The 24,060-nt window shown below is 40.3% G+C and carries 19 protein-coding genes; 17 read left to right on the top strand and 2 right to left on the bottom strand.

From position 1 onward, the window contains the following. Window positions 1-229: 229 nt before the first annotated feature. From ACQFX9_RS06360 to ACQFX9_RS06340, 5 genes are all read left to right on the top strand, one after another. Window positions 230-766: a hypothetical protein gene (locus tag ACQFX9_RS06360; protein WP_427161210.1), complete on the top strand. Its 537-nt coding sequence runs from the start codon at window positions 230-232 to the stop codon at window positions 764-766. 530 nt (window positions 767-1,296) lie between these two features. Beyond that, complete coding sequence (locus tag ACQFX9_RS06355) at window positions 1,297-1,554, top strand: hypothetical protein (RefSeq protein ID WP_427161209.1); 258 nt, start codon at window positions 1,297-1,299, stop codon at window positions 1,552-1,554. A 542-nt stretch (window positions 1,555-2,096) separates the two neighbouring features. Continuing rightward, window positions 2,097-4,046 (top strand): sulfite reductase, ferredoxin dependent, encoded by a 1,950-nt coding sequence (gene sir / locus ACQFX9_RS06350; RefSeq protein WP_427161208.1) that lies wholly within the window; start codon window positions 2,097-2,099, stop codon window positions 4,044-4,046. A 188-nt stretch (window positions 4,047-4,234) separates the two neighbouring features. Next, window positions 4,235-4,942, top strand: a complete 708-nt coding sequence (locus tag ACQFX9_RS06345) for a 16S rRNA (uracil(1498)-N(3))-methyltransferase (protein WP_427161207.1) — start codon at window positions 4,235-4,237, stop codon at window positions 4,940-4,942. Window positions 4,943-5,095: 153 nt separating this feature from the next. Next, window positions 5,096-6,217: a tetratricopeptide repeat protein gene (locus tag ACQFX9_RS06340; RefSeq protein ID WP_427162811.1), complete on the top strand. Its 1,122-nt coding sequence runs from the start codon at window positions 5,096-5,098 to the stop codon at window positions 6,215-6,217. Window positions 6,218-6,476: 259 nt separating this feature from the next. On the opposite strand, the gene ACQFX9_RS06335 is transcribed toward ACQFX9_RS06340, so the two are convergent. Next, window positions 6,477-6,917, bottom strand: a complete 441-nt coding sequence (locus ACQFX9_RS06335; RefSeq protein ID WP_427161206.1) for a hypothetical protein — start codon at window positions 6,915-6,917, stop codon at window positions 6,477-6,479. 431 nt (window positions 6,918-7,348) lie between these two features. Here ACQFX9_RS06335 and ACQFX9_RS06330 point away from each other — a divergent pair, with 431 nt between their 5' ends. Further along, window positions 7,349-8,026, top strand: a complete 678-nt coding sequence (locus ACQFX9_RS06330; RefSeq protein WP_427161205.1) for an esterase/lipase family protein — start codon at window positions 7,349-7,351, stop codon at window positions 8,024-8,026. 113 nt (window positions 8,027-8,139) lie between these two features. On the opposite strand, the gene ACQFX9_RS06325 is transcribed toward ACQFX9_RS06330, so the two are convergent. Next, window positions 8,140-8,571: a VOC family protein gene (locus ACQFX9_RS06325; protein WP_427162810.1), complete on the bottom strand. Its 432-nt coding sequence runs from the start codon at window positions 8,569-8,571 to the stop codon at window positions 8,140-8,142. 461 nt (window positions 8,572-9,032) lie between these two features. On the opposite strand from ACQFX9_RS06325, the gene ACQFX9_RS06320 reads away from it, so the two are divergent. The 11 genes from ACQFX9_RS06320 to ACQFX9_RS06270 all read left to right on the top strand — a co-directional run bounded on the left by ACQFX9_RS06320 (window position 9,033) and on the right by ACQFX9_RS06270 (window position 24,035). Then, complete coding sequence (locus ACQFX9_RS06320) at window positions 9,033-9,824, top strand: TIGR00297 family protein (RefSeq protein WP_427161204.1); 792 nt, start codon at window positions 9,033-9,035, stop codon at window positions 9,822-9,824. Between the two features lie 447 nt (window positions 9,825-10,271). After that, window positions 10,272-11,030 (top strand): peptidylprolyl isomerase, encoded by a 759-nt coding sequence (locus tag ACQFX9_RS06315; protein ID WP_427161203.1) that lies wholly within the window; start codon window positions 10,272-10,274, stop codon window positions 11,028-11,030. Then, a complete protein-coding gene (locus tag ACQFX9_RS06310) occupies window positions 10,979-13,615 on the top strand; it encodes a type I secretion system permease/ATPase (protein WP_427161202.1) in 2,637 nt (878 codons plus the stop codon). The genes ACQFX9_RS06315 and ACQFX9_RS06310 overlap by 52 nt, the downstream gene beginning before the upstream one ends. A 399-nt stretch (window positions 13,616-14,014) precedes the next feature. Next, complete coding sequence (locus ACQFX9_RS06305) at window positions 14,015-15,307, top strand: ATP-binding protein (protein WP_427161201.1); 1,293 nt, start codon at window positions 14,015-14,017, stop codon at window positions 15,305-15,307. Further along, window positions 15,297-16,925, top strand: coding sequence for a tetratricopeptide repeat protein (locus tag ACQFX9_RS06300; protein ID WP_427161200.1), 1,629 nt, complete (start codon window positions 15,297-15,299; stop codon window positions 16,923-16,925). Before ACQFX9_RS06305 ends, ACQFX9_RS06300 begins: the two co-directional genes overlap by 11 nt. A 745-nt stretch (window positions 16,926-17,670) precedes the next feature. Then, on the top strand, window positions 17,671-19,110 hold the full coding sequence (locus ACQFX9_RS06295) for a S8 family peptidase (RefSeq protein WP_427161199.1): 1,440 nt from the start codon (window positions 17,671-17,673) through the stop codon (window positions 19,108-19,110). Between the two features lie 92 nt (window positions 19,111-19,202). Then, window positions 19,203-19,760 (top strand): bifunctional adenosylcobinamide kinase/adenosylcobinamide-phosphate guanylyltransferase, encoded by a 558-nt coding sequence (gene cobU / locus ACQFX9_RS06290; RefSeq protein WP_427161198.1) that lies wholly within the window; start codon window positions 19,203-19,205, stop codon window positions 19,758-19,760. Window positions 19,761-19,880: 120 nt separating this feature from the next. Next, on the top strand, window positions 19,881-20,309 hold the full coding sequence (locus ACQFX9_RS06285) for a hypothetical protein (RefSeq protein WP_427161196.1): 429 nt from the start codon (window positions 19,881-19,883) through the stop codon (window positions 20,307-20,309). A gap of 473 nt (window positions 20,310-20,782) precedes the next feature. Next, window positions 20,783-20,980, top strand: coding sequence for a hypothetical protein (locus tag ACQFX9_RS06280; protein WP_427161194.1), 198 nt, complete (start codon window positions 20,783-20,785; stop codon window positions 20,978-20,980). A gap of 463 nt (window positions 20,981-21,443) precedes the next feature. Further along, window positions 21,444-21,731 (top strand): hypothetical protein, encoded by a 288-nt coding sequence (locus tag ACQFX9_RS06275; RefSeq protein ID WP_427161193.1) that lies wholly within the window; start codon window positions 21,444-21,446, stop codon window positions 21,729-21,731. Window positions 21,732-21,863: 132 nt separating this feature from the next. Beyond that, on the top strand, window positions 21,864-24,035 hold the full coding sequence (locus ACQFX9_RS06270) for a peptidase domain-containing ABC transporter (RefSeq protein ID WP_427161192.1): 2,172 nt from the start codon (window positions 21,864-21,866) through the stop codon (window positions 24,033-24,035). Window positions 24,036-24,060 lie beyond the last annotated feature (25 nt).

The raw sequence follows: 24,060 nt of genomic DNA, 5'->3' as shown, positions 1-24,060 counted from the left end.
ATTCAATACAGTTTAATCTTGTGCCAGTTTTAAAACTGTATACTCTTGGTAAAAAATAGTATCCATTTTATTAGCCTAAAAATAGGTTCTTTCTTGCCCATACACCCTTATACCCTTACACCCCGACACCCTTTTTTCATACATAAATTACTCAAAATATCTGGAACATTTTTAACAGTTTGCACGACTATAAAAATAAAGAGAAAAACTAGAAAATTTTCACACGATTATGAAAAATATCCTCAAGTCTTTGGTGACAATCTCTGCATTGTCCTCAGTAATTATGACGGCTTTTGTAGTTAATGTTGGTCAAGCAACGGCTGAAACTAAAAAAGGTACTGATGCTAGTTATGTGGGTGCTGGTATCGCCGCCGGTGTCACCAACGGGGGACAAAATAACGACGCTGCTAACTTTGGCGGTAATCTCACTGGACGCGTCAAGTTAGGTAACACCCCATTCTCTGCACGGGGTAACGTTTTATGGAATGACGACACCACAGCCATTATTCCCGAAGTTTCCGTAGATGTGCCAATTGCTAATCGCACTAACGCTTTTGTCACAGGTGGTTATTCCTTCGTAGAAAAAAATGGTTCACCCAGTCCCTTGGGTAACAGGGATGCTGTAGTCGTAGGTGCTGGGGTGGAATCAGAAGTTGCTAACAATTTCCTAGTGTACACAAATGCCAAAGTTGGGCTACGTGCCTACGAAAATAGCCCCGCTTCTGCTGTTAGCATCAATGGTGGTATTGGTTATCGGTTTAGGTAGGGGATTGGGCAATACGGTTCGGTTAAGGGGAAAAGGGAAAAGGCTCAATTCAAACCTTTCCCCTTTACCCCTTAACCTTTTCCCAAACCAAAAGGAAGATGAAAATTGCTTATCCGAACCGTATTGCAACAACACTGGGGTTTTAGTCTTTGGTTAGGTAAACCTAGTCACATACCAGGAATCAATTATGCTTGGAATGGAATAGGTGATTGGAAAGCCTAACGTCAATGGTATTTTTTCTAGAAAAAATTTCTATTTTTTTAGGTTATCTAATACCGTAAATTTGCTGAGTGTGCTAATGTATGTTTAAATGCTGTTCTAATGTTTTGTATAGGTAACATCCATAAGTTATTCAGTTGATATATGAGTGAGGTGGTCTGAATCTAACTATCAATGGATTAATAAGCTTTTTAGTATAACTATCTAACTGGTTCTAATTTAAAATCCACTCCCACTTGCCCAGAAGTCTTCTCGATTTTCTTTAAGAATCAGTTCTAAACACAAATAACTTATTGAAGGAGTTTTGCGTAATGGCTAAAATTGCTATTTCCAATCTATCCACTGCTGATGGTGACTTATTCATGGATTCTCAAAGTTATTTAGAGGATTTAACTGATGCTGAACTTAGCACTACTAAAGGCGGCTGGAATTACGGATACGGTATCTACAATACCAATAGCGGATATTATTGGACTTTGGACGGACAGACATTTCCTATCACGTTGTACCCAATGGGAGATACAAAACAACAAATAATATTAGACAGAAAACTAGACAAATTAGGTTAACAAAATTATCTGTTAAGGTGAGCAGGGGGAGCGGGGGAAGGTGGGGGAGAAAAATTACTGTTTAATAGTTTTTTCTCCCGCAGCTTCAAGAGCCTCAAGAGCTTATCCGAACCGTATTGGGGGACTGGGGATTGGAGATTGGGAATTGGGCATTGGGGACTGGGGATTGGAAGGTAGACAAGGTGGACAAGGTAGACAAGGTAGAATTTATTTCTCAAACCATCACTGACTAAACACCGTGCTACCGCTAATAGCACTCATTACTCATTACTCAGCACTCCCCACTGAGTTTAGTAAATGATTGATTATCTTCGGACTTCTTGGTGTAGTATATATTTAACTCAGCACTAAAAACTCAGAAACGTCGAAGGCTGGTTTGATAAAGTGTGAAATCACTTTTAGAACCAGCTTTTTGTCGTGTTAGGATTGAAATATTCTTCACTTATCCGACCGGATTACGGGTAATAACCAAACGCAGCTATGCTGCTCACTTGCTAATTCGGCAATCACCGATGCCTTATTGAGAATACTATAGAACTCTGATGGTTAAATCCGCTCCTCCCCCTCTCACCAGCCGCAAACCTTCTAAAGTTGAAGGAATTAAAGAAAACAGTAATTTTTTACGTGAACCCGTAGCAACGCAGATACTTGAGGATACTACTCACTTTAGTGAAGACGCAATCCAAATTCTCAAGTTTCACGGTTCTTATCAGCAGGATAACCGTGATAACCGTGTTAAGGGACAAGAGAAAGATTATCAATTTATGCTGCGGACAAAAAACCCTGGTGGTTTAGTACCGCCGCAGTTATATTTGGCTTTAGACAAGCTAGCTGATGAATATGGCAACCATACTTTACGAGCAACGACTCGTCAAGGTTTCCAACTCCACGGGATTTTAAAGAAGAATCTCAAAGCCGCGATCGCTACAATAATTAAAAATCTCGGTTCAACTTTGGGTGCTTGTGGTGACATCAACCGCAACGTCATGGCTCCCCCAGTTCCCTTTAAAAATCAGCCTGAGTATCAGTATGCTTGGGAATATGCCCAAAATATTGCTGATTTACTCTCACCCCAAACCGGTGCTTATTACGAAATCTGGTTAGATGGCGAAAAAGCTATCAGCGCGGAAGAAAGTCCAGAGGTGAAAGCAGCTAGAGTTCGTAACGGTAATGGCACAATTATTCACGACACGGAAGAACCCATATACGGCACATATTATATGCCGCGTAAGTTCAAGGTGAGTGTGACAGTTCCTGGGGATAACTCCATTGATTTATATTCCCAAGACCTGACTTTAGTGGTAATTACTGATGCCCAAGGCAACCTGCAAGGCTTTAATATCTTTGCTGGTGGTGGTTTGGGTAGAACCCACAACAAAGAAGAAACCTTCGCGAGAGTTGCAGACCCCATCGGCTATGTAGATAAAGCTGATGTATATGATGCAGTGAAAGCCATTGTCGCTACACAAAGAGATTACGGCGATCGCACTGACCGCAGACACGCTAGGTTAAAATACTTAATCAATGATTGGGGTGTCGATAAATTCCGCGCCAAAGTCGAAGAATATTTTGGTAAACCCCTCGCACCTTTCCAAGAATTACCAGAATTTAAATATCATGACTTCTTGGGTTGGCACGAACAAGGCGATGGTAATTTATTCTTGGGGATTTCCATTGATAATGGTCGCGTCAAAGACGAAGGCTCATTTAAATTAAAAACAGCCTTACGGGAAATTGTCGAGCAATTTAACTTACCCATCCGCCTCACAGCCAACCAGAACCTGATTTTCTACGAAATCGCACCGGAAAATAAAGCTGCAATTCAAGCCATTCTCGACCGTTGCGGCGTAGTTTCTGACCCCAACACCATTGACTCTCTCGTCCGGTATGCAATGGCTTGTCCAGCTTTACCGACTTGCGGTTTAGCTATCACCGAGTCAGAAAGAGCCATACCTGGAATTTTAGAGAGAATTCGCGCGGTCTTAGATAAAGTCGGTTTACAAAATGAACATTTTGTGGTAAGAATGACCGGCTGTCCCAATGGTTGCGCTCGTCCTTACATGGCAGAATTAGGTTTTGTAGGTAGTGCGCCAGAAAGTTATCAAGTGTGGTTAGGTGGTTCACCAAATCAAACGCGTCTAGCACAACCTTATGTAGAGAAACTGCACCATAACGATATAGAAAGCTTCTTAGAGCCAATTTTTGTCTACTTTAAGCAGTCTCGCACACCACAAGAAAGCTTTGGTGATTTTTGCGATCGCGTCGGCTTTGATGCAATTCGTGAATTTGCTAGCCAGTACGAACCAGAAGCAGCAGTCACCGTAGAACCAGAAGCACCTAAAGCTGCGTCAAAATCGCGCAAAGCTAGATATCGTGTCAGTCTCCACGATGATTTGTACGCCAAGCTGAAAACTACAGCCACTAGTCAAGGAAGATCAATGACTGATTTAGTCAAAGAAGCCTTAGAAGCTTACTTCCAGACTCTTCCATAAGCATTAGGATGAGGAAATTTAACCGCAGATGAACGCAGATAATACTTATTAAAGTATCGGCGTTTATCTGCGGTTTAACATCTCATACCAATTCACAAGAAACTTGATACAGATGTAAACACTAAAAGGTAGGCTGAGTCTCACTTTCTTAATTTTGAATTTTGAATTTTGAATTTTGAATTGGTATCATGGCTCAACTACAACGAATTACCATTGCACCCTCCCAACTCCAAGAAAGTCAAATCTTACTCACACCACAACAAGAACATTACTTAAAGCGGGTATTGCGTTTGCGTGAAGGTGAGCAATTTATTGCGATGGATGGCTTGGGTAAGTGGTGGTTAGCGCAGATTAACGCCGAACAAGCACAAGTATTAAAACCCCTAGTTGTCGCCACTGAGTTACCTGTAGCCATTACTTTAATGATGGCTTTACCCAAAGGTAGTGGTTTTGAGGAAGTGGTGCGGAGTTGTACTGAGTTGGGTGTAGCTTGTATTGCACCAGTGTTGAGCGATCGCACTCTCTTAAATCCGAGTCCCCAAAAGCTAGAACGTTGGCGACGCATCGCCGCAGAAGCCGCCGAACAATCAGAACGCGCTTTTGTTCCAACAATTTTAGAGCCTGTAACATTTAAAGAAGCTGTAACTAATAGCACAGCAAACCACCGCTATATTTGTGAAGCACGCGGTGAATATAGTCATCTGCAAAACTTAATTAAGCCAATTACTGGTGATGTCGTGATTGCTACTGGACCCGAAGGCGGCTGGACAGATAAAGAAATTGCAGAAGCGATCGCATCGGGATTTCAACCAGTATCTCTAGGTAGTCGCATCCTCAGAGCCGTCACAGCACCAGTAGTAGCATTATCCCTAATTTCCGCAGCCTGTGAAGTATAAATGTAAATGACAAGGTAGACAAGGGGGCAAGGGGGCAGGGGGACAAGGTAGACAAGGGGACAAGGTAGACAAGAGGGGAGAAGTATTAATAACTAATGACTAATGACTAATGACTATTGACTATTGACTAATGACTATTGACTATTGACTAAAATGATTGAACAAATTGCGATCGCTTTTGAAAATAAAGACTATAAAACAGCAGCGAAATTACTCAAACCACTGCTACAAGATTCGCCGGACAATCCTTGGGTGGTGTTTTATCTGGCTAGGCTGCATGAAGTTTCAGGAAAATATGCAGAAGCGGAAAAGGTTTATCGGCGATTATTGTTAATCACAACTAATAACAAGATTGTTACGCAAACACGCCAAGGTTTACAAAGGCTAGAAGATATCAGGAAAGAAGAAAAACAAAGGGCGATTGCTCAAGCTACAGCCGAAGCCAGTAACACTGAATTAGGGGTATTAATCTTAGAACCTCTCGAAAATGAGCAGAAAAACCTTGTAGCCGCTAATTTTGCCCAAATTATGCAGCTAGATGCTTATACTGCTAGGTTGTTGCTTCCTACCCGTTCTTGGAAATATTACCGCGCTGGACGCATCGGTGAACTTAAGTTTTATGGAATGCAGTTACAGCAAGCAGGTATACCTTGCTTTTGGATTACAATCAAAGCGATAGCTCAAATTCAAGTTTATCAAGTACAATATTTTTCCCAATCCCAGCCACAACCTACTGTAATTTGCTCTGACCAGAGAAATATAGTAGGTTCTCTCACCTTTGATTGGGCGGAAGTTGCAGCACAGGTTTTAGGACTATTACCAATTTTTGAAGAAGTTGTTGACGTGAATGCAAATCGTCAATTTGAACGCAAAACCAAAACCCAAGACTATGCCCAATTCTGTGATTTACACTTACCACAGAGACACTGTATTTTGCGAATGTGCGATCGCAGTTATGATTTTCACCAAAGTTTAGAAATCACTCCCGCAGCTAATCAAAATCTCACCAGAAGTAACTGGACTCCCTCAGTCAGTCAAAATACTATCAGAATCAACTGGAACAACCTAGTCAACTGGCTGACTAACTATTTACCACAAGCCACAATTTGGTCAGACTTTACACCTTTTGCCCAAACAGTTCTAGAACAAATGGAAATGCTGGGTAACATTCAGTCTCACATTCACCTGTTTCGCAGAGAAAAGACCTATTGGGACCCAGCATTTCATTTATATAGTGGACTGATATTTAACAAAGACATGGCACAAAACCATTAATTCTTGTCTAGCGTCCTGATAATACCAAGTTTGGATTACTAGTACAAAAAGGCAAAAGTAAAAAGGCAAAAGGCAAAAGTAAAAATGCTGATTTTGTAAGCTTTTACACCATTTAAAATGGTATATTTATTTCCGCCGTGCTGTACTAGTCTTATTTAAACCAAACTTTAAATCCAAAATCTAAAATCCAAAACTTGTACTGAGGGGGTCGAGTGAGCCTCGCCGAACTCTTGTCGAAGTATCCAAAATCCAAAATTCCCTAGCCAGGGGTTTTTACTTGACGCGCCATATCTAAATAGCTGCTCATATTAGCACCAGGACGACGACGGCCATTTGAGCCGCTAGCAGTAGGAATGAGGTACTTGGGTGCGAATGTGGTTTCAGTGGGTGTAGCAGGTTTAGTAGCAACTGGCGCAGGTGCGGGTGCTGGTGCAGATGGAGCAGTTTTGCCATTCTGAGAAGCTTCTTTCTTTGCTGCTTTCACGGGAGTAGAAGCAGACTCTGACTTAGGAGTTTCTGCTGCTTTTGCTGTCTTACCATTGCCATTGGATGCTTCAACAGCAGGTTTAGGTGCAGCTACTGGTGCTGAACCAGTACCAGTTTCTTCTAGTTGTAGATAGTAGCCACCATTTTTCTTACCAGGTAAAAATCCGGTGATAAAGCTGATGATGCCAGCGATGAGTTTTTTGATAAACCCCATGATAATTACTCCTGAATTCCTTATCTGTAAAACCGACCGTAATGTTAAAAATTACGTCACAATACTACGTTTTATGATGATTCTCTACTTTTTATCAAACCACAACGGTTTGGTCTTCATCAAGCCTATTAGACGGAGAATAGTCTCAAATCTTGCTGCCCAGCACTGTGCAACTTGTCAATACTGAAGACTAATTATTAAATTTTATCCCAATCTAAAGCAAGATTCTGAAAGCTTGCTTAATAAAAATTAACATTATTTTCTCTGATGGTTATCAAAAACCATCAGTAATGAATCGGTTCACCGTTGATTGTTGACTGTTGACTATTGACTAATTCCTCATCCAGTCAGGAGAGTGTCATAATTTGGCTTTCAGGACAAATCTGACTGAGTTAGATTTTCTACAACAAGGATACAGAACAAACCAAATTATGAACACACAAAACCAACAACGTAACCCAGTTGTGTTGGTGCATGGCATTACTGATACAGAAGCCGTCTTTGATGAAATGGCTGTTTTTCTAGGCAAACAAGGCTGGCCTGTACATTCACTGGATTTAGTACCAAATAATGGTGCAGCTGGTCTAGATGTATTGGCGCAGCAACTAGCTGGTTATATTAACAAAACTTTTCCACCAGAACAAGCCTTGGATATAGTGGGCTTTAGTATGGGTGGAATTGTCAGCCGTTACTATATACAGCGTTTAGAAGGTATTAAGCGAGTACAACGGTTTATTACAATTTCTTCGCCTCATCATGGCACTGTTGTCGCCTATGCGTCTCAGCTTCCTGGTTGTATGCAAATGCGTCCTAATAGCGAATTGCTGAGTGATTTAAATGCTGATGTAATGATGTTACAGCAATTAAATTTCACCTCTATTTGGACAAATTACGATTTAATGATCATTCCGGCACATAGTTCTAAAATGCCTCTGGGTAAAGAAATAATTATTCCAGTAGCCTTACATTCATGGATGCTGACAGATTCTCGTTGTATAGCCGAAGTAGCAAAGGCTTTAGCAGAACCAGTCAAGCTGAATGTAGAGAATTCAACTAATTTGCATGGGTTGGAATTAGAAAGTAGAGAATGGGGACTAGAGGCTGGTTAAGTCTATGCGATGATGATTTGCAATTCAATAAGCTGATAAGCTAATCAGTATTTAATTTGCATAAAGCCAGGGCTTAAGCCCTTACTACAAACGAATCAATCTGGAAAATTGTATTACTTTCTATCCCCGATTTGAGCATATTCTTGACTGCCAAAAATTGCTTCTACATGACGATAATATTTAAACTCCATTAAATTATTAAACGGATCTTCCAAGAAAAAGGTGCGATGTTCTAAGGTAGTTCCCACAAAGCGGTTTTTCGGTTCTTCACGAAATGCCAGATGTCTTTGTTGCGCCCTTTCTAGTAGTTCTTCCCAGTCGGTTTCTTCAGCAAAAATTAAGCCAAAGTGTCTGGGGTAAATAGTGCGTTGAGGGGTTAATGGTTCTTTGGTGAGGTGAGCTACTAGTTGATGTCCATAAAGATTGAGAATGAGGGCTTGGGGGTTTTCTCGCCCGGCTGTGCAGCCTAAACCATCAACGTAATAGGCCTTGGCTTGAGGGATATCAGTCACGGGGAAAGCTAGATGAAATATGGTTTGGTTCATAAATTTGGGCATTGGGCATGGGGCATTGGGCATGGGAGTATTAGGGTAGTTTTTTGTTCTCTACTTTTGCCCTACACATAATTTTTAGCAATTTTGCCTGTTGGTTCTGCTCTAACCTGTAAAGAAAATATAAACTATGCACTTTGGGATGGGGAGGTAAAACCAATTCAAAATTCAAAATTCAAAATTCAAAATTAAGAAATCTTTACTTTACAAAGGTTTCTGGGCATGGATATGTTTCAAAAGTTTTAGTGAATTGATATAAAGTGAAGAAAATGCCTGAATCCTTTAAATTGCTGGCTGTGGGCTAGATTCTGCTGTTGAGCAATGAAAATGTGGGTTTTACTCCCCTCTCCTTGTAGGAGAGGGGTTGGGGGTGAGGTCACAAATACTCATCGAATTCACGTTAAAATTCGCTATTCTGGTTGATATCTGGGCAACACTACCATAGTTTATTGCTGATGATCTCATTAATTAGCTCTGCCAATCCTTGGTTAGTAGGAATAGCACTGAACGCCATTTTATTAAGTTTCGTTTGGTTTGCTCCTAAAAAACTGCTGACTCCAGCAGGAATACTCCACGCTTGGATATTGGGTGTATTGGTTTGGGGGACTCTCGGCTGGCAGGGATATTTAGTGGTAGCGTTTTATTTTTTAGTAGGTTCTGGTGTGACACGCATTGGTTTGGCACAAAAAGAAGCCGAAGGGATAGCAGAAAAGCGTTCAGGTGCAAGAGGCCCGGAAAACGTTTGGGGTTCGGCTTTGACTGCGGCTTTATGTGCTGTAGGCTTGGGGCTAATTGATGCCGGAATTGTACCCAGTCCCCAATCCCTAATCCCCAGTCCCCAATCCCTTTTAATGTTGGGTTATGTGGCGAGTTTTAGCACCAAATTGTCTGACACCTGTGCTAGTGAAGTTGGTAAAGCCTACGGTAAACGAACTTTTTTAATTACGACACTACAACCAGTAGCCAGAGGTACAGAAGGCGCAGTCAGTTTAGAGGGGACTTTAGCGGGTGTAGTCGCTTCAGTTGCGATCGCTATTTTAGGCTGGGGTGTGAGTTTAGTTACACCGATGGGTATACTGTGGTGTGTCCTAGCAGCATTTATTGCCACAAACCTAGAAAGTGTAATTGGCGCAACCTTGCAAGCTAAATACACTTGGTTAACAAATGAAGTCGTTAATATTTTTAACACTTTAATTGGTGCGATCGCTGCTATGGCGTTCGCCTTTACTTGGGCGAGTTTAGTTTAGGGATTGGGGACTGGGGACTGGGGACTGGGGACTGGGGAATAGGAATAGAAATTAACAAATAATTTATTCCATCAATGCCCAATGCCCCATTCCCAATGCCCCATTCCCAAAGATTCGTTATTTTGAAGCTGAATAAATTTCAGTGAAAGTCACTTTTGGCTACATAGCTAAATTTGACTGTTTTGTGTATGCTAAAAAACCTGATTTTCAGAACTAGAAAATTTATTTCACTTTTAATTTTTTCTTTAACATTGCATTACTGGTAAATGAGTTACAAAATTTCCAGAAAAAGCCATATAAATTAAGTCGGAAGTTAATTCCCTTTTCTATATTTCTTCTTTCCCCAATCCCCAATCCCTAGTCCCCAATACTTCGACAAGCTCAGTACAAGTCCCCAATCCCCAGTCCCCAGTCCCCAGTCCCCAACCCCCATTACCAGGTGAACTCATGGAAAATTTAACTTTTTTAAGCGTTGACGACCAAGCAATCTCTCTAGAGCAAACAGTAAAATATCTGCAAGTTTCAGGGAAATTAGGTCAATTTATTAGTGATGTGCTGCGTCAGTATGTAATTGAGCAGGAATTCAATAACCGTGAGGATATGGAAATTAACCCAGCCCTCACTGAACAAACGATTATTGATTTCCGGCTGAAAAATCAACTAGCTGATCCGCAGGCTTTTCAGGAGTGGTTGAAGAGAAATGGCACAGACTACAACACATTCCACACGGCAATTACATCGAATTTCAAACTAGAAAAATTAAAAGCTGTAGTGACAGAAGCAAAAATCTCTGAATATTTTATTGAACGCAAGATTTTTCTAGATCGGGTGGTAATCTCACGAATTGTGGTTGATAGTCGAGAACTGGCGGAGGAGTTACAACTGCAAATTGCTGAAGGAGGAAGTTTTGAGCAATTAGCTAAGGAATATTCCCAAGCTGACGATCGCATTGTCAACGGCATGATGGGGCCAATTAGCCGAGGCACAATGCCGGATGTCTTAAGGGCGGCGGTAGATATGGCTCAACTCGGACAAGTCATCGGCCCTATCGAACTGGATGGACGTTACGGATTGTTTCGCGTCGAACAATTTTTACCAGCGTCTTTGGAAGATACGCAATTAACACAAGCACTACAAAACGAATTATTTGAAAAATGGCTAGCGGAGAAAATTCAAAAGCTGACAGTCAAATTACAGGTGAGTTAAAACTTCAGGATAATGAATCTCTAAGACAATACGTGCTAGCTGCTATACCTTGGAATCAACCACCTCTGGGTTTGCTCAATCCTGAACAAAAATCCCAATTAGAACAACGCCTAGAAACCCGTCGCTATCGACTGGGAGAAAAAATTTGGTCGAGTGAAGCAGGCGGATATCAGTTTTTAATTATTGCTGGTAAAGTCCGTCTGCGGGAAGAAGATACGGGTACGCCTCTGGCGGCTTTGGAGGTGGGAGACTGGTTTGGCGATTTGCAAAAAATCCCAGGAGACTATAAAGCTGTAGCAGCGACGAAAGAAGTAGTTGTGGCTTGTTGGGATACAAAACTCTGGGCGGAAATATCTAACTCGGATGTGGAAGATTTTTGGTTAGGTGTTGTGCAGCCAGAAATCCCCACAGTTGTCACTGAAACGCAGGTATTCCAGCCTGCGACACCAGAACCTACCCCAACCCCAACAGCCCAAAGTTACCCCTTTGTGGCTAGTTGGAATACGGCTGCGGCTTGTTTAACTATGGCTGCCCAACAGTTGAATAATCCCGTGAAATTGGAATGGGTACAACGCCAACTGCGGGGACAAAATCCTAAACAAGTGATGGAAGCTGGTGAGAAACTGGGCTTAGTTTTGCGTCGGTTAAACGTGAGTTGGAGTGAGTTACGCCAGTTGTCGTTCCCGGCTTTATTACACTGGGAGTCGCAGTCATGGGTAGTAGTTTATGGGATGAAAGGCGATCGCTTGATTGTCGCTAATCCCCAGCATCCTGATAGTATTTGTGAGAATCTGCCCCAATCTGTGGTAGAAGAATCCTGGGATGGGCAGTTATGGCAAGTTGAACTCATATCCCGACAAGAAAAATTCAATCTCAGTTGGTTTACGCCAGCCGTTTGGAAATACAAAGGATTATTAGGGGAAGTTTTACTGGCTTCCTTTACTTTGCAATTATTGGGTTTGGGGACACCACTAATTACCCAGGTGGTGATTGATAAAGTCATGGTGCAAGAGAGTTTACCCACTCTCGATGTCATGGCGATCGCGCTGTTATTTATTGCGTTATTTGAGTCTATACTCGGTATTCTTAGGCTATTTATCTTTACCCACACAGCCAGACGCTTAGACTTAAGTTTATCAGCACAGTTATTTCGTCATCTCATGCGCTTGCCCTTGGCTTATTTTGAGTCGAGGCGCGTCGGTGATACCGTCGCCAGAGTGCAAGAATTGGAACAAATCCGCCAATTTCTCACGGGTACAGCCCTAACGGTGATTTTAGATAGCATCTTTGCCGTCGTCTACTTGGTATTGATGTTTTACTACAATATTCCCCTTACCTTTGTGGCGTTGGCAGTGTTACCGTTGTTTGCGGCTTTAACCTTAGTAGCAACACCAATTTTGCGGAACTGGTTAAACGAAACCTTTAACCGCAGTGCTGATAGTCAGTCATTTTTAGTAGAAACAGTCACGGGTATCCACTCTGTCAAAGCCCATGCTGCCGAATCTGTAGCGCGCGATCGCTGGGAAGGCTTATTTGCTCGTTTCGTGCGTACTGGCTTTAAAGCTTCCACTACTTCTAACATTAGCAGTAATATTGGTGACTTCCTCACTAATTTTTCTTCCCTGTTAATTCTCTGGTTTGGTGCGAAATTAGTCATTGATAGACACATGACTGTCGGGCAACTTGTAGCTTTTCAGATGTTATCTGGCAGGGTGACAGGGCCACTTTTAAGGTTAGTGCAGTTATGGCAAAATCTGCAACAAGTCTTACTCTCAGTAGATAGAATCGGTGATATTCTCAACGTCGCCCCAGAAGCCGAAATGGGGACGGGTTTAGTTTTACCACCATTGAAAGGACAAATAACTTTTGAACAAGTATTTTTCCGGTATAAAGCTAATACTGAACCTGTGGTACGAGGAATTTCTTTTAATGTTGAACCAGGACAATTTGTCGGGATTGTCGGGCGCAGTGGTTCGGGGAAAAGTACCCTATCAAAACTTTTGCAGCGACTCTATCAAATAGAATCAGGACGGATTTTAATTGATGGTTTTGATATCAAGAGTGCTGATTTATCTTCACTGAGACAACAAATTGGCGTAGTTCTCCAAGAAGACTTTTTATTTAATGGTTCAATCTTGGAAAATATCACCCTTGGTAATCCTGATATTACCGCCGAACAAGTAGTTCAAGCTGCGAGAATGGCGGTAGCCCACGATTTCATTAGTCAATTACCCTATGGTTATGAGACTAATGTGGGAGAAAGGGGAACAGCTTTATCGGGAGGACAAAGACAACGCATTGCTTTAGCAAGATTGTTTCTTTCCGATGCGCCGATTTTAGTCTTAGATGAGGCGACTAGTGCTTTAGATAGTGAAACTGAGCAGCAAGTATTGCAAAATCTACAAGCAATTTCTACTAACCGGACTGTATTTTTGATTGCTCACCGTTTTGCGCCTTTGAAGCGCGCTGATCAGATTTTTGTGTTGGAAAAAGGTGTGATTGCTGAACGCGGAACTCATACAGAATTATTACAGCAAAAGGGTTTGTATTGGTCTTTGTATCAGCGTCAGCAAGCAAATGTGTAATTAAGGGGTATGGGGGTGTAAGGGTGTGGGGATGTAGGTTGGGTTGACGTAAGGAAACCCAACACCTATATCTATGTTGGGTTTCGCCTTGCTCAACCCAACCTACATTTAATGCTTATTGGAGAACTAAAGTTGTCTACAAACCTTTAATTTAGCGTGAGTTTGATAAGCCTTTTTTGACCTCTCCCCCAGCCCCTCTCCGACGCGGAGAGGGGAGTAAAGAGCTAAAATATCAACAAAAAATGTAGGTTTTAAAGCCTCTCTCCTTGCAGGGGAGAGGTTTGGAGAGGGGTTTTTCTGTTCGTTGAACTTACGTTAATTAGTGTGGATAAAGATTTCAGCTTGACTTTGGCAAAGATGGGTGATGATATGGATAGCGAGGTTATACAGTGATTGTATATGTCTGACGATTTGTTAAAGTCTTTTCAACAAGCATACAGAAATTTAGAGTTATTGCCACTAATTCAGACAAGAGATTTAGAGAGATTTAGGGTGGATTATGGTGATGATGTGATTGCTGAATTAGAGCAGTTGGTTGAAGATAGCCCTAATGGTGATGGCAAGATTATTTTTACAGGACATCGTGGTTGTGGCAAGTCTACTTTGTTAGCGGAGTTTAGCAGGCGATCGCAAGACCGTTACTTTGTGGTTTTGTTCTCTATTTCTGACACAATTGAAATGTCCGATGTCAATCATATCAATATTTTGTTTTCTATTGCTGTAAATTTAATGTATGAAGCGGAAGCTCTGAAAGTGGAGATTCCTAAGTCTACAAAAGATGCTTTGTATAAATGGTTTGCCACTCGAACTAAGACAGAAGAATTTAATCTTGAGGCGGAAACTTCCCTGGGTTTCGATTTACTGAAATTAATTAGTAATAAATTAAAAGCTGATGCGGCTGTCCGCTATGAAATTAAGCAGGAGTTTGAGAGAAAGATTTCTGATTTAATTGCGCGAATTAATGAAATTGCGGCTATCATTCATGTCGCCACAAAAAAAGATGTTTTAGTGATTATTGATGATTTAGATAAGTTGGAATTAGAAAGAGTCAATGATATTTATAGAGATAATATCAAAGCTCTATGTCAACCAAATTTTAGAATTATTTATACCATACCCATTGCTGTTTTAAGAGACAAGTTTCTCAGACCACTAATTGAGACAGAAACTAATGACCAAGTTGTGGTCATGCCTGTATTAAAATTATTTGAACAGGGGCAAAATCGTCAACCTCATGCCCAGCCTCGCCCACAAGCAAAAAATATTTTATGTGAAATATTACAAAAGCGGATTCCTGCTGCACTTATAGAATTACAAGCAGTAGAAGATATTGTTGTTAATAGTGGTGGTGTGTTACGAGAGTTGGTGAGAATTGCTAATGAATGCTGTCGTATTTGTCTGCGGTTAATTCGGCGTAAACCAGGACAGGCGGTAGTCATTAATCAGCAAATTTTAGACGAAGCAATTAATAATATTCGCAATGACTTTGCTGTACCTTTGGGTAAAATTGACTATACCATCTTGCAAACTACATATCAAAACTTTATGCCTGATGATCCCAAAGAACCTGAGTTTTTAGACTTACTTCACGGGCTTTATGTTTTGGAATATCGCAACCGTAAGAACTGGTATGATGTTCACCCCATCGTTGTAGAACTCTTGAGAGAGCAGGGTTTCATCAATGACAATTAATGAACTATTTGATGATGATGACAATCTAGATGCTTATGATGATTTAATTGTCAGCATTCAAGCCAAAGAACAGGGTTTGAGTTTGCTGATAGCTGTTTGCGATGATTTGAATTTTCGAGAGCAAATTATCGAGCAGTATGAAACAGAATTACAACCAGAAATCCGTCCTTATCGTGTGACATTACCCAGAGGTGAGCCAAGTTTGAGAGCTGCTATTGCTCATTTAGTGGAGAATGAAGCATATTTGCAGCAACATCAACCAGCAGTAATTACAGTGACTGGTGCAGAACAGCTTTATTTTCTTAAACTGGGAGAGGCGCGTTCTGAACAAGAAATATTTTTCGGTTATTTGCAGTGGACTAGAGAAGCTTTAAGGGAATTTCCCTTTGCTATTGTCTTGTGGGTGACAAATCAGCTTTTAGTGAATTTGATTAAAAAAGCTCCTGATTTTTGGAGTTGGCGCAATGGTGTTTTTCACTTTACATCAAAAAAGAAGAACACTGTTTCTAGTAGAGAGTTAGAGCCAATTCGTTCTGCTTTTATTGGCAATGAAGTCTTGAACTTTGATGATGACAATCCTTACTTGCTACCTATAGAAGATTTGCAAAGATTCATTCAGGAGCAGGAACAACGGGGTGAAAAAGATGCAACTTTAGCGACTTTGTATTTTAACTTAGGCGATATTTATAGCAAAAGACTTGAAAGAGGTGAATTTCAAGACTACCAAGAAGAGCAGGAACTAGCAATTAAGTATTTAAGTAAGACTGTAGAACTGCAAAAAGAGTTAGGTTTAAAAAAAGACTTAGCTCTTAGCCTCAATAACCTAGCTCTACTCTACTCCTCCCAAGGGAAATACAGCGAAGCCGAACCCTTGTACATCCAAGCTTTGGCACTGTGGCGCAAACTGCTGGGTGAAGAACATCCAGATGTCGCCACTAGTCTCAACAACCTAGCTGCACTCTACCGTTCCCAAGGGAAATACAGCGAAGCCGAACCTTTGTACATCCAAGCTTTGGCACTGAGACGCAAACTGCTGGGTGAAGAACATCCATCTGTCGCCGCTAGCCTCCACAACCTAGCAACACTCTACCACTCCCAAGGGAAATACAGCGAAGCCGAACCCTTGTACATCCAAGCTTTAGCACTGTGGCGCAAACTCCTGGGTGAAGAACATCCATCTGTCGCCATTAATCTCAACAACCTAGCTTATCTCTACGACTCCCAAGGGAAATACAGCGAAGCCGAACCCTTATACATCCAAGCTTTGGCACTCAGGCGCAAACTCCTGGGTGAAGAACATCCATCTGTCGCCACTAGTCTCAACAACCTAGCTGCACTCTACAACTCCCAAGGGAGATACAGCGAAGCCGAACCCTTGTACATCCAAGCTTTAGCACTGAGACGCAAACTCCTGGGTGAAGAACATCCAGATGTCGCCACTAGTCTCAACAACCTAGCTGCACTCCACTACTCCCAAGGGAAATACAAGCAAGCGGAACCTTTGTACATCCAAGCTTTAGATATTTTAGAGCGACAATTAGGGGCAAATCATCCTAATACTGTGACTGTACGTAAAAATTTAGCATATTTGCGCGACTCTCTCACATCAGAACAATAAAATTCAAGTTCCTAACCTCATCAGTCATGCTCTGAACACCAAGTTTTGTGTTCCGAACTCGAAGTTTCATGCTCTGAACACCAAGTTTTATGCTTTGAACTCAAAATTTCGTGTTCCGAACTCGAAGTTTCATGCTCTGAACTCAAAATTTCGTGTTCTGATCTCGAAGTTTCGTGTTCCAAAGCAGAATGTTCTTGTTCTGATGTGAAATCATGTTTTTTTTCAAGCGATTGGCTAGATATCGCTCTCAATTTAATCATATCTATTTTTCAGCGATCGCTAACATCCTATCATCTTTGTAATTCCCTACACAAATCAAAATTGAGAAATTATTTTGTGGGGAAACTTTGACTTTTACTGATGATTTTTATCAATCACGAACTATCAAATATTGGCTAGAAATATAGTTGTCATCTGACTGATGAGATTGCTAAACACCAACCTAAATAAATTATTAAAAATAATTGTACAAGATTTGGTAAAACCAACGTCATTTTACTTACTTATTTCATAGTAATTATGGGCTAGAGGGCGAATTTGTCCCTGAAAAACTGCACTGTCAGTTTTAACAATTACAAAAAATTATGGGGTTTAAGTCCCCTGCTTCTATCAAGACGCAAGTGTTGTGGCGGCGTTTAAATCCCCATTACAACACGTAACTGCGAATTGCGAATTGCGAATTGCGAATTGCGAATTGTTTTAATGCTGCCAAAAAACAGTTAGATTATTTGAGGAGACACTACCAATGCCCAATAATGATATCAGTATTAAATCAAATTGTTTTGACGGGCAAGATTCCACTTACATCTCCTCTTCCAATACTCTTAACACTGAAAATTACTCTAGTTCACAATTTAATGCTCGCAGTAGTTCTGTTTCCACAACAGAAGCTAGTGCTACTAGTAAATACAGTTCTAAGAATGGTTATGGCTTAATTGATGCCTCTAAATCAGTTTCTCAAGCGGCTGGAGAAAATCCCTACAGTGAAGTAGCTGATACAGGTGGGAATAATTGGGGTTTAGATATGATTAAAGCCCCAGAAGTTTGGCAAAATGGACACACAGGTAGTGGGACTGTAGTGGCAGTCATAGATACTGGTGTGGACTACAACCACGAAGATTTAAAAAATAATATTTGGACTAATACTAAAGAAATTGCCGGTAATGGCATTGATGATGACGGTAACGGTTATGTAGATGATGTGCGGGGGTGGAATTTTAACGGCAACAATAACGAAACCTATGATGATAACGGACACGGAACTCATGTTTCTGGAATTATTGCAGGTGAAAATAATGGTTATGGCGTGACTGGCGTGGCTTACAATGCCAAAATTATGCCAATCAAGGTTTTAAATAGTTCTGGTTCTGGTTCTTATAGTGCGATCGCTAACGGCATCTACTACGCTGTAGATAATGGCGCAGATGTGATTAACCTCAGCTTGGGTGGTGATTTTTCTAGTCAGACACTCAAATCAGCTATTGAATACGCCAGCAGTAAAGGGGTAATTGTCGTCATGGCCGCAGGTAATGACGGTGGTTCAGTACCAGGCTACCCGGCGCGCTATGCGAATAACTCAGGAATTGCGGTTGGGGCTGTGAATCAAGCAGGTGATTTAACAGACTTCTCTAACCGTGCGGGTAGCAATGAACTGGCTTATGTCACAGCCCCAGGACAAAGCGTTTACTCCACTCTTCCAGGGAATGAATACGCCAGTTATAGCGGTACGTCAATGGCTTCACCCTATGTTGCTGGTGTAGTCGCTTTGATGCTGAGTGCTAACCCCAACTTGACCGAAAGCCAAGTCCGTCAAATTATTACCGGTACCGCAGGCAATAGCAATAACAGTAACAATAACAATTCCTCAACACCCAACTCTGGCTTTGACTTAAGTCCGATGTTGGATGAATTTTTCAAAAACTTCCCCAGCAATAGCCCATTCAATCAAACTCCTGATTTTAGTTTCCCATCTCTATCGGAAGTTAACACCGCTTCTGTCATGAGCAACAACCAAACAACCGCCTCTCCCAAGACTGAATCTAGATTTCAGTATTACGGGGATGGTTTAATGAATAGTTTGGCTAACAGTCCAACCGATATTAATGACGGTATGGATATTGATTTTGGGCAATTAATTAAGGAGATTACTAGACAACTAGATAATTACCGAAAACTGTTAGGGTAGGGAATGGGGTATGGGGCATTGGGCATTGGGCATTGATAATATCTTCGTGTTCCCCCTATACCCTTACACCCCTATATACAAAGGAAACAGCTTTGGGTAAAGTCATATTAATCACAGGCCCGTCTCGCTCTGGGAAGAGTGAATGGGCAGAATATTTGGCGAATGAGTCGGGAAAAGAGGTAGTTTATATTGCGACAGCTACCGTCAGTGTGGATGATGCGGAATGGGAACAGCGTATTCAATTACACAGATATCGCCGCCCTCAAGATTGGGTAACTTTGGAAGTTCCTGTGATGTTATCTGCGAGTCTGGCTGATATGAAGCCTCACACTTGTGTTTTAGTCGATTCCTTGGGAACTTGGGTGGCTAATCTTTTAGAGGTGGATGATGAGACTTGGGCGGATACTGTGGAGGATTTTTTAGAGACGGTGCAGTTAGTTGCGGCGGATATGGTGTTTGTGGCGGAAGAAACGGGTTGGGGAGTTGTACCAGCATATCCTTTAGGGAGAACATTCCGCGATCGCTTGGGGAGTTTGGTACGTCAGTTAAGTAATATTTGCGAAACTGTTTATTTGGTTACTGCTGGTCATGTTTTAAATCTCAGCCTACTTGGTACACCGCTACCAACTATGATAAATGATGAAGAATAATTTAAGAAATTTTAAGAGACATTTAATATTAATTCATTTCAGTGATTTCAGGGAAATTCTTAATAGAAAATTAAACAGTTAGTCTCAAAATTGTTCTCATACCGACTGTAGAATTGTGGTATGGCAAACCAAACAGAAGTAAAAAAATATCTTGCCCACTGGTTTCAGTTAGGTAAGAAAGTAGTGATTGGTAACGAGGGAATATATTTGCTACCTCAAACTATATTCCAAGGCGATCGCTACAGCAAAGAGTTTGAAGAATGTTGGCAAAAAATTTCATCATCGGCAAGTGATTGTTATTTGGAGGGAACTAACGAAACCATTGCCGAATTACTCACACCTGCATGGGAAATGTTACCTTGTAGTCGCTGTTTGATGCCGATAGCTATGCGTAACGTCGGTATGCCAGCTTTATTGTGTCCATGCAGTAATTTACCAAATTGGCCTAATACAGAATTACCTAATCCTCGGTGTCCGGTTACAGATAAAGAACAACTTACAACAATTTGCGATCGGCTTTTAGAAAATCTTTCTCCAGCTAGATACTAATTGATCAATCTGCTTGATTTAACCGTGCTTTCTTCAAGAGAATGCACAGTATTTTTTTGTCCATCAAGGCAAGTTGCTTGGATTTGCTAGCTTGCAACATATTTTGATAATTATATTTTATGCCAATTCTCTATGAAGTTGCGCCAAATAAATGATGTAGAGACGTTGCATGCAACGTCTCTACAGTACGGAATAAAGTGCATCTATGGCTACGCCAGGCAAGCTACATCAAGAAACGGTATTACTACTCTATAAATCATAATTCTAGCTTGTATTTTTCGGAAAAATATCAAAACAATTGAGTAATTTCGTCTCAAAAAATCAGCAATGAAGTTTACAGATATTGTAAATGACTCATCTATTTACTCCCAGCTATTGTAGTTATCAAGCAAGCAGTTGAAACGCCGAAGAAAAAAGCAAACAACTACTAGCTGTAACAAACAAAATCTATCCTATTAATGGAGTATCTGACCATGCAAGCTATCGAAAAAAACCTCTTCACCGAAATCTCTGCTGAAGAATCTGCTCACGTTAACGGTGGTGATTTCATATCACTTGTGAGTGCTGGTGCTGTTGCTTCAGTTTTAGATGCCTTTAATCTAGCTACCACTGGTGTAGGACAAACTGCTATCCTTTTGACCCTTGGCGGTGCATTCTCCTTCAAAGTGTAATGAGATAGTTAAACTTTCCCATTACTCAGTTTTAGGAATTACAAAAAGTTGGTCTTAAAACCCAGTAAATTTGATGGGTAATCAGGAAAATCAAAGCTTTTTACTTATGAAGTTGAAAAGTTTTATAGCACCAACTTTTAAAATCAATATCTTCTTGTCATCAACTTAGCTAAAGAATGCGCTCTCTGTTTCATATAAGTTGAATATATACAGCCTATTATGAACGAACTAAGCGCATTCATAATTTTCTTATAAAAATAAACCAATCATCAATAGAGATAAATCTATCAATTTAATTATAATGTTTTCATACATAGTTAGTAATATTATTTTTGAGACATAACTGTAGAGTTCGGGATTTTAAAGTATACGATATATATCTGTAAAAAAGAAATGCTCTCAATACTAAAATAATCAATCTACAACAGTATCAAAACATGAGAAATTGAGGGAGCAACATATCATGCAATTCATCAACCAAAATAATCTATTCACGGAAATATCAAATGAAGAAGCTGCTGCTATTAGCGGTGGTGATTTTCTTGCTGCTGCTACATACGTCACACTTGCAAAGGCATTTGGTATTTCTTCTGATTTAATAAAAAATACTGCACTTCTATTACTCATAAATAACTCCTTCATGACAAATTTTTTAACAGGTAGCCTTATGTCTGTACCAGGAGAGGAAATTATCTTATTTCGATATCCTCAAACTACCAATATGTCATCATTTCTTTCATCCCAAATATAAAATACAGACCCTTAGACGTAAGTATAAGAAGTAAATATTAAATTAACACTGTATAAACAAGGAGAATCAATATACAAATTCGTCAATTATCATTATGAGATATTAAATCAATCAATATCAGCATTGAAGGCTATGAAACTATCTCATGTTTTACAACATAATCAAGAAGATTGTGGTGCTGCTTGTCTAGCAACAATTACTAAGTATTACGGACGCAATTTTACTATCAGTCGCATTCGTGAAGCTGTGGGTACAGGACAATTTGGTACAACTTTATTAGGACTAAAACGAGGAGCCGAAACACTAGGACTTAAGGCTCGTCCAGTTAAAACTTCTCCAGAGTTATTAAACCATATTGACAAAGCACCTTTACCCGCAATTATTCATTGGAAAGGTAATCATTGGGTTGTTTTATATGGAAAGAAAGGCAAAAAATATATCATTGCTGATCCGGCTGTAGGTATCCGTTATCTTTCATCAAAAGATTTAAGTGAAGGGTGGACAGATTGGTTAATGTTGTTATTAGAGCCAAATCCAGAATTATTTTTTCAAGGCGAAGATGATAAAATTGCTGGTTTCGGACGTTTCTTTCGGCGTGTCTGGCATTTTCGGGGGATTTTAGCACAAGCTTTACCCCTAAATTTACTATTAGGAATTTTATCTTTAGCGTCGCCTTTTTTATTACAAATTCTCACCGATGATATTTTAGTGCGTGGTGATACTAAGCTTCTCACTACGATGGCGATCGCAGTCATAGTGATGAATATTATTTCTAGTGGTTTATCGTGGGTACAATCTAATTTAATTGCCCACTTTGCCCAAAGATTACAATTAGGTTTAGTTTTAGATTTTTGTCGTCAAATTCTCCGATTACCTCTAAGTTACTACGAAGCGCGACGCAGTGGAGAAATTGTCAGTCGTTTACGAGATATTAACCAAATCAATCAATTGGTTGCTCAAATTGTGATTAGTTTACCTAGTCGCGTTTTTATAGCAGCTATTTCTTTATGCTTCATGATTTTCTATAGCTGGAAGTTGACTGGTTTAGCGATGTTGATGTCAGGAATTATGAGTATATCGACAATTATCTTCCAGCCGACATTACAACAGAAAACTCGTGAACTTTTAGTAAAAGATGCAGAAGCACAAGGCGTTTTAGTAGAAACCTTTAAAGGCGCGCTGACACTAAAAACTACTACCTCTGGTTCACAATTTCTTGATGAGTTACAAAATCGCTTTAGTCACCTGACTAACTTAACTCTACGCACCATTCAAATCGGCATTATCAATGGCACATTTTCTAATTTTGTTTCTAGTATCGGTAGTATTATCTTACTTTGGTATGGCGGTAACTTAGTCATTAACCCAGCAGAAAAACTGAGTATTGGACAGCTATTGGCTTTCAATTCCATGAATGGTAACTTTCTGGGATTAATTTCCACTGTCATTAGCTTCGTTGATGAATTTACTACTGCTAAAACAGCAGTCCAACGTTTAACAGAAGTTATTGATACTACACCAGAAAATGTAGACGACGGTAAAAAGCCTTTTGCAAAATTACCAGTAAATGCCGACATTATTTGTACAAATGTCAACTTTCACTATACTGGAAGAGTCGATTTATTAGAAGATTTTACTTTAACAATTCCTGGTGGTAAGGTTACTGCTTTAATTGGCAAATCTGGCTGTGGTAAAAGCACTCTTGCAAAATTAATTGCTGGTTTATATTCTCTGCAATCGGGTAACATTCGCATTGGTTTATATAACTTAGAAGACCTAGCTTTAGATTGTTTACGTCAACAGGTAGTTTTAGTTCCTCAAGACGCTCATTTTTGGAGTCGTTCCATTGTAGAAAACTTTCGTTTAGGTACTCCATTTGTGAGTTTTGAGCAAATTGTCAATGCTTGTCAAATTTCTGGTGCTGACGAATTTATTAGTAAATTACCTGATAAATATCAAACAATTTTAGGTGAATTTGGGGCGAATATTTCCGGTGGTCAACGTCAACGTTTAGCAATAGCTAGGGCTATAGTTACAGACCCCCCAATTTTAATTTTAGATGAATCAACTGGTGGACTTGACCCTGTAAGTGAGGCGCAAGTTTTAGAACAATTATTAACTCATCGTCAAGGCAAAACTACAATTTTAATTAGTCATCGTCCGCGAGTAATTAACCGTGCTGATTGGATTGTTTTATTAGAACAGGGAAGGTTAAAGTTACAAGGTTCTTTAGAGGGGATTAGGGATTGGGGACTGGGGACTGGGGACTGGGAAAAAGATTTAATTCACTGGTTTCATGATTGATTAATTTTAAAATACCAGAATTTAG

The sequence above is a fragment of the Aliinostoc sp. HNIBRCY26 genome (genome assembly GCF_050235535.1).
In the GTDB taxonomy this organism is placed as follows: Bacteria; Cyanobacteriota; Cyanobacteriia; order Cyanobacteriales; family Nostocaceae; genus Trichormus.
The sequence above is the reverse complement of the archived record's forward strand: the minus strand, read 5'-3'. Positions and strand labels throughout refer to the sequence as shown.

What these genes read in the sequence shown, in the direction of transcription:
- ACQFX9_RS06295 (WP_427161199.1), top strand. Translation starts at nt 17,671, where the DNA reads ATGCCCAATAATGATATCAGTATTAAATCAAATTGTTTTGACGGGCAA.
- ACQFX9_RS06320 (WP_427161204.1), top strand. Translation starts at nt 9,033, where the DNA reads ATGATCTCATTAATTAGCTCTGCCAATCCTTGGTTAGTAGGAATAGCA.
- ACQFX9_RS06330 (WP_427161205.1), top strand. Translation starts at nt 7,349, where the DNA reads ATGAACACACAAAACCAACAACGTAACCCAGTTGTGTTGGTGCATGGC.
- ACQFX9_RS06315 (WP_427161203.1), top strand. Translation starts at nt 10,272, where the DNA reads ATGGAAAATTTAACTTTTTTAAGCGTTGACGACCAAGCAATCTCTCTA.
- ACQFX9_RS06325 (WP_427162810.1), bottom strand. Translation starts at nt 8,571, where the DNA reads ATGAACCAAACCATATTTCATCTAGCTTTCCCCGTGACTGATATCCCT.
- ACQFX9_RS06300 (WP_427161200.1), top strand. Translation starts at nt 15,297, where the DNA reads ATGACAATTAATGAACTATTTGATGATGATGACAATCTAGATGCTTAT.
- ACQFX9_RS06310 (WP_427161202.1), top strand. Translation starts at nt 10,979, where the DNA reads ATGGCTAGCGGAGAAAATTCAAAAGCTGACAGTCAAATTACAGGTGAG.
- ACQFX9_RS06270 (WP_427161192.1), top strand. Translation starts at nt 21,864, where the DNA reads ATGAAACTATCTCATGTTTTACAACATAATCAAGAAGATTGTGGTGCT.
- ACQFX9_RS06360 (WP_427161210.1), top strand. Translation starts at nt 230, where the DNA reads ATGAAAAATATCCTCAAGTCTTTGGTGACAATCTCTGCATTGTCCTCA.
- ACQFX9_RS06345 (WP_427161207.1), top strand. Translation starts at nt 4,235, where the DNA reads ATGGCTCAACTACAACGAATTACCATTGCACCCTCCCAACTCCAAGAA.
- ACQFX9_RS06285 (WP_427161196.1), top strand. Translation starts at nt 19,881, where the DNA reads ATGGCAAACCAAACAGAAGTAAAAAAATATCTTGCCCACTGGTTTCAG.
- ACQFX9_RS06275 (WP_427161193.1), top strand. Translation starts at nt 21,444, where the DNA reads ATGCAATTCATCAACCAAAATAATCTATTCACGGAAATATCAAATGAA.
- ACQFX9_RS06335 (WP_427161206.1), bottom strand. Translation starts at nt 6,917, where the DNA reads ATGGGGTTTATCAAAAAACTCATCGCTGGCATCATCAGCTTTATCACC.
- ACQFX9_RS06305 (WP_427161201.1), top strand. Translation starts at nt 14,015, where the DNA reads ATGTCTGACGATTTGTTAAAGTCTTTTCAACAAGCATACAGAAATTTA.
- ACQFX9_RS06355 (WP_427161209.1), top strand. Translation starts at nt 1,297, where the DNA reads ATGGCTAAAATTGCTATTTCCAATCTATCCACTGCTGATGGTGACTTA.
- sir (WP_427161208.1), top strand. Translation starts at nt 2,097, where the DNA reads ATGGTTAAATCCGCTCCTCCCCCTCTCACCAGCCGCAAACCTTCTAAA.
- ACQFX9_RS06280 (WP_427161194.1), top strand. Translation starts at nt 20,783, where the DNA reads ATGCAAGCTATCGAAAAAAACCTCTTCACCGAAATCTCTGCTGAAGAA.
- ACQFX9_RS06340 (WP_427162811.1), top strand. Translation starts at nt 5,096, where the DNA reads ATGATTGAACAAATTGCGATCGCTTTTGAAAATAAAGACTATAAAACA.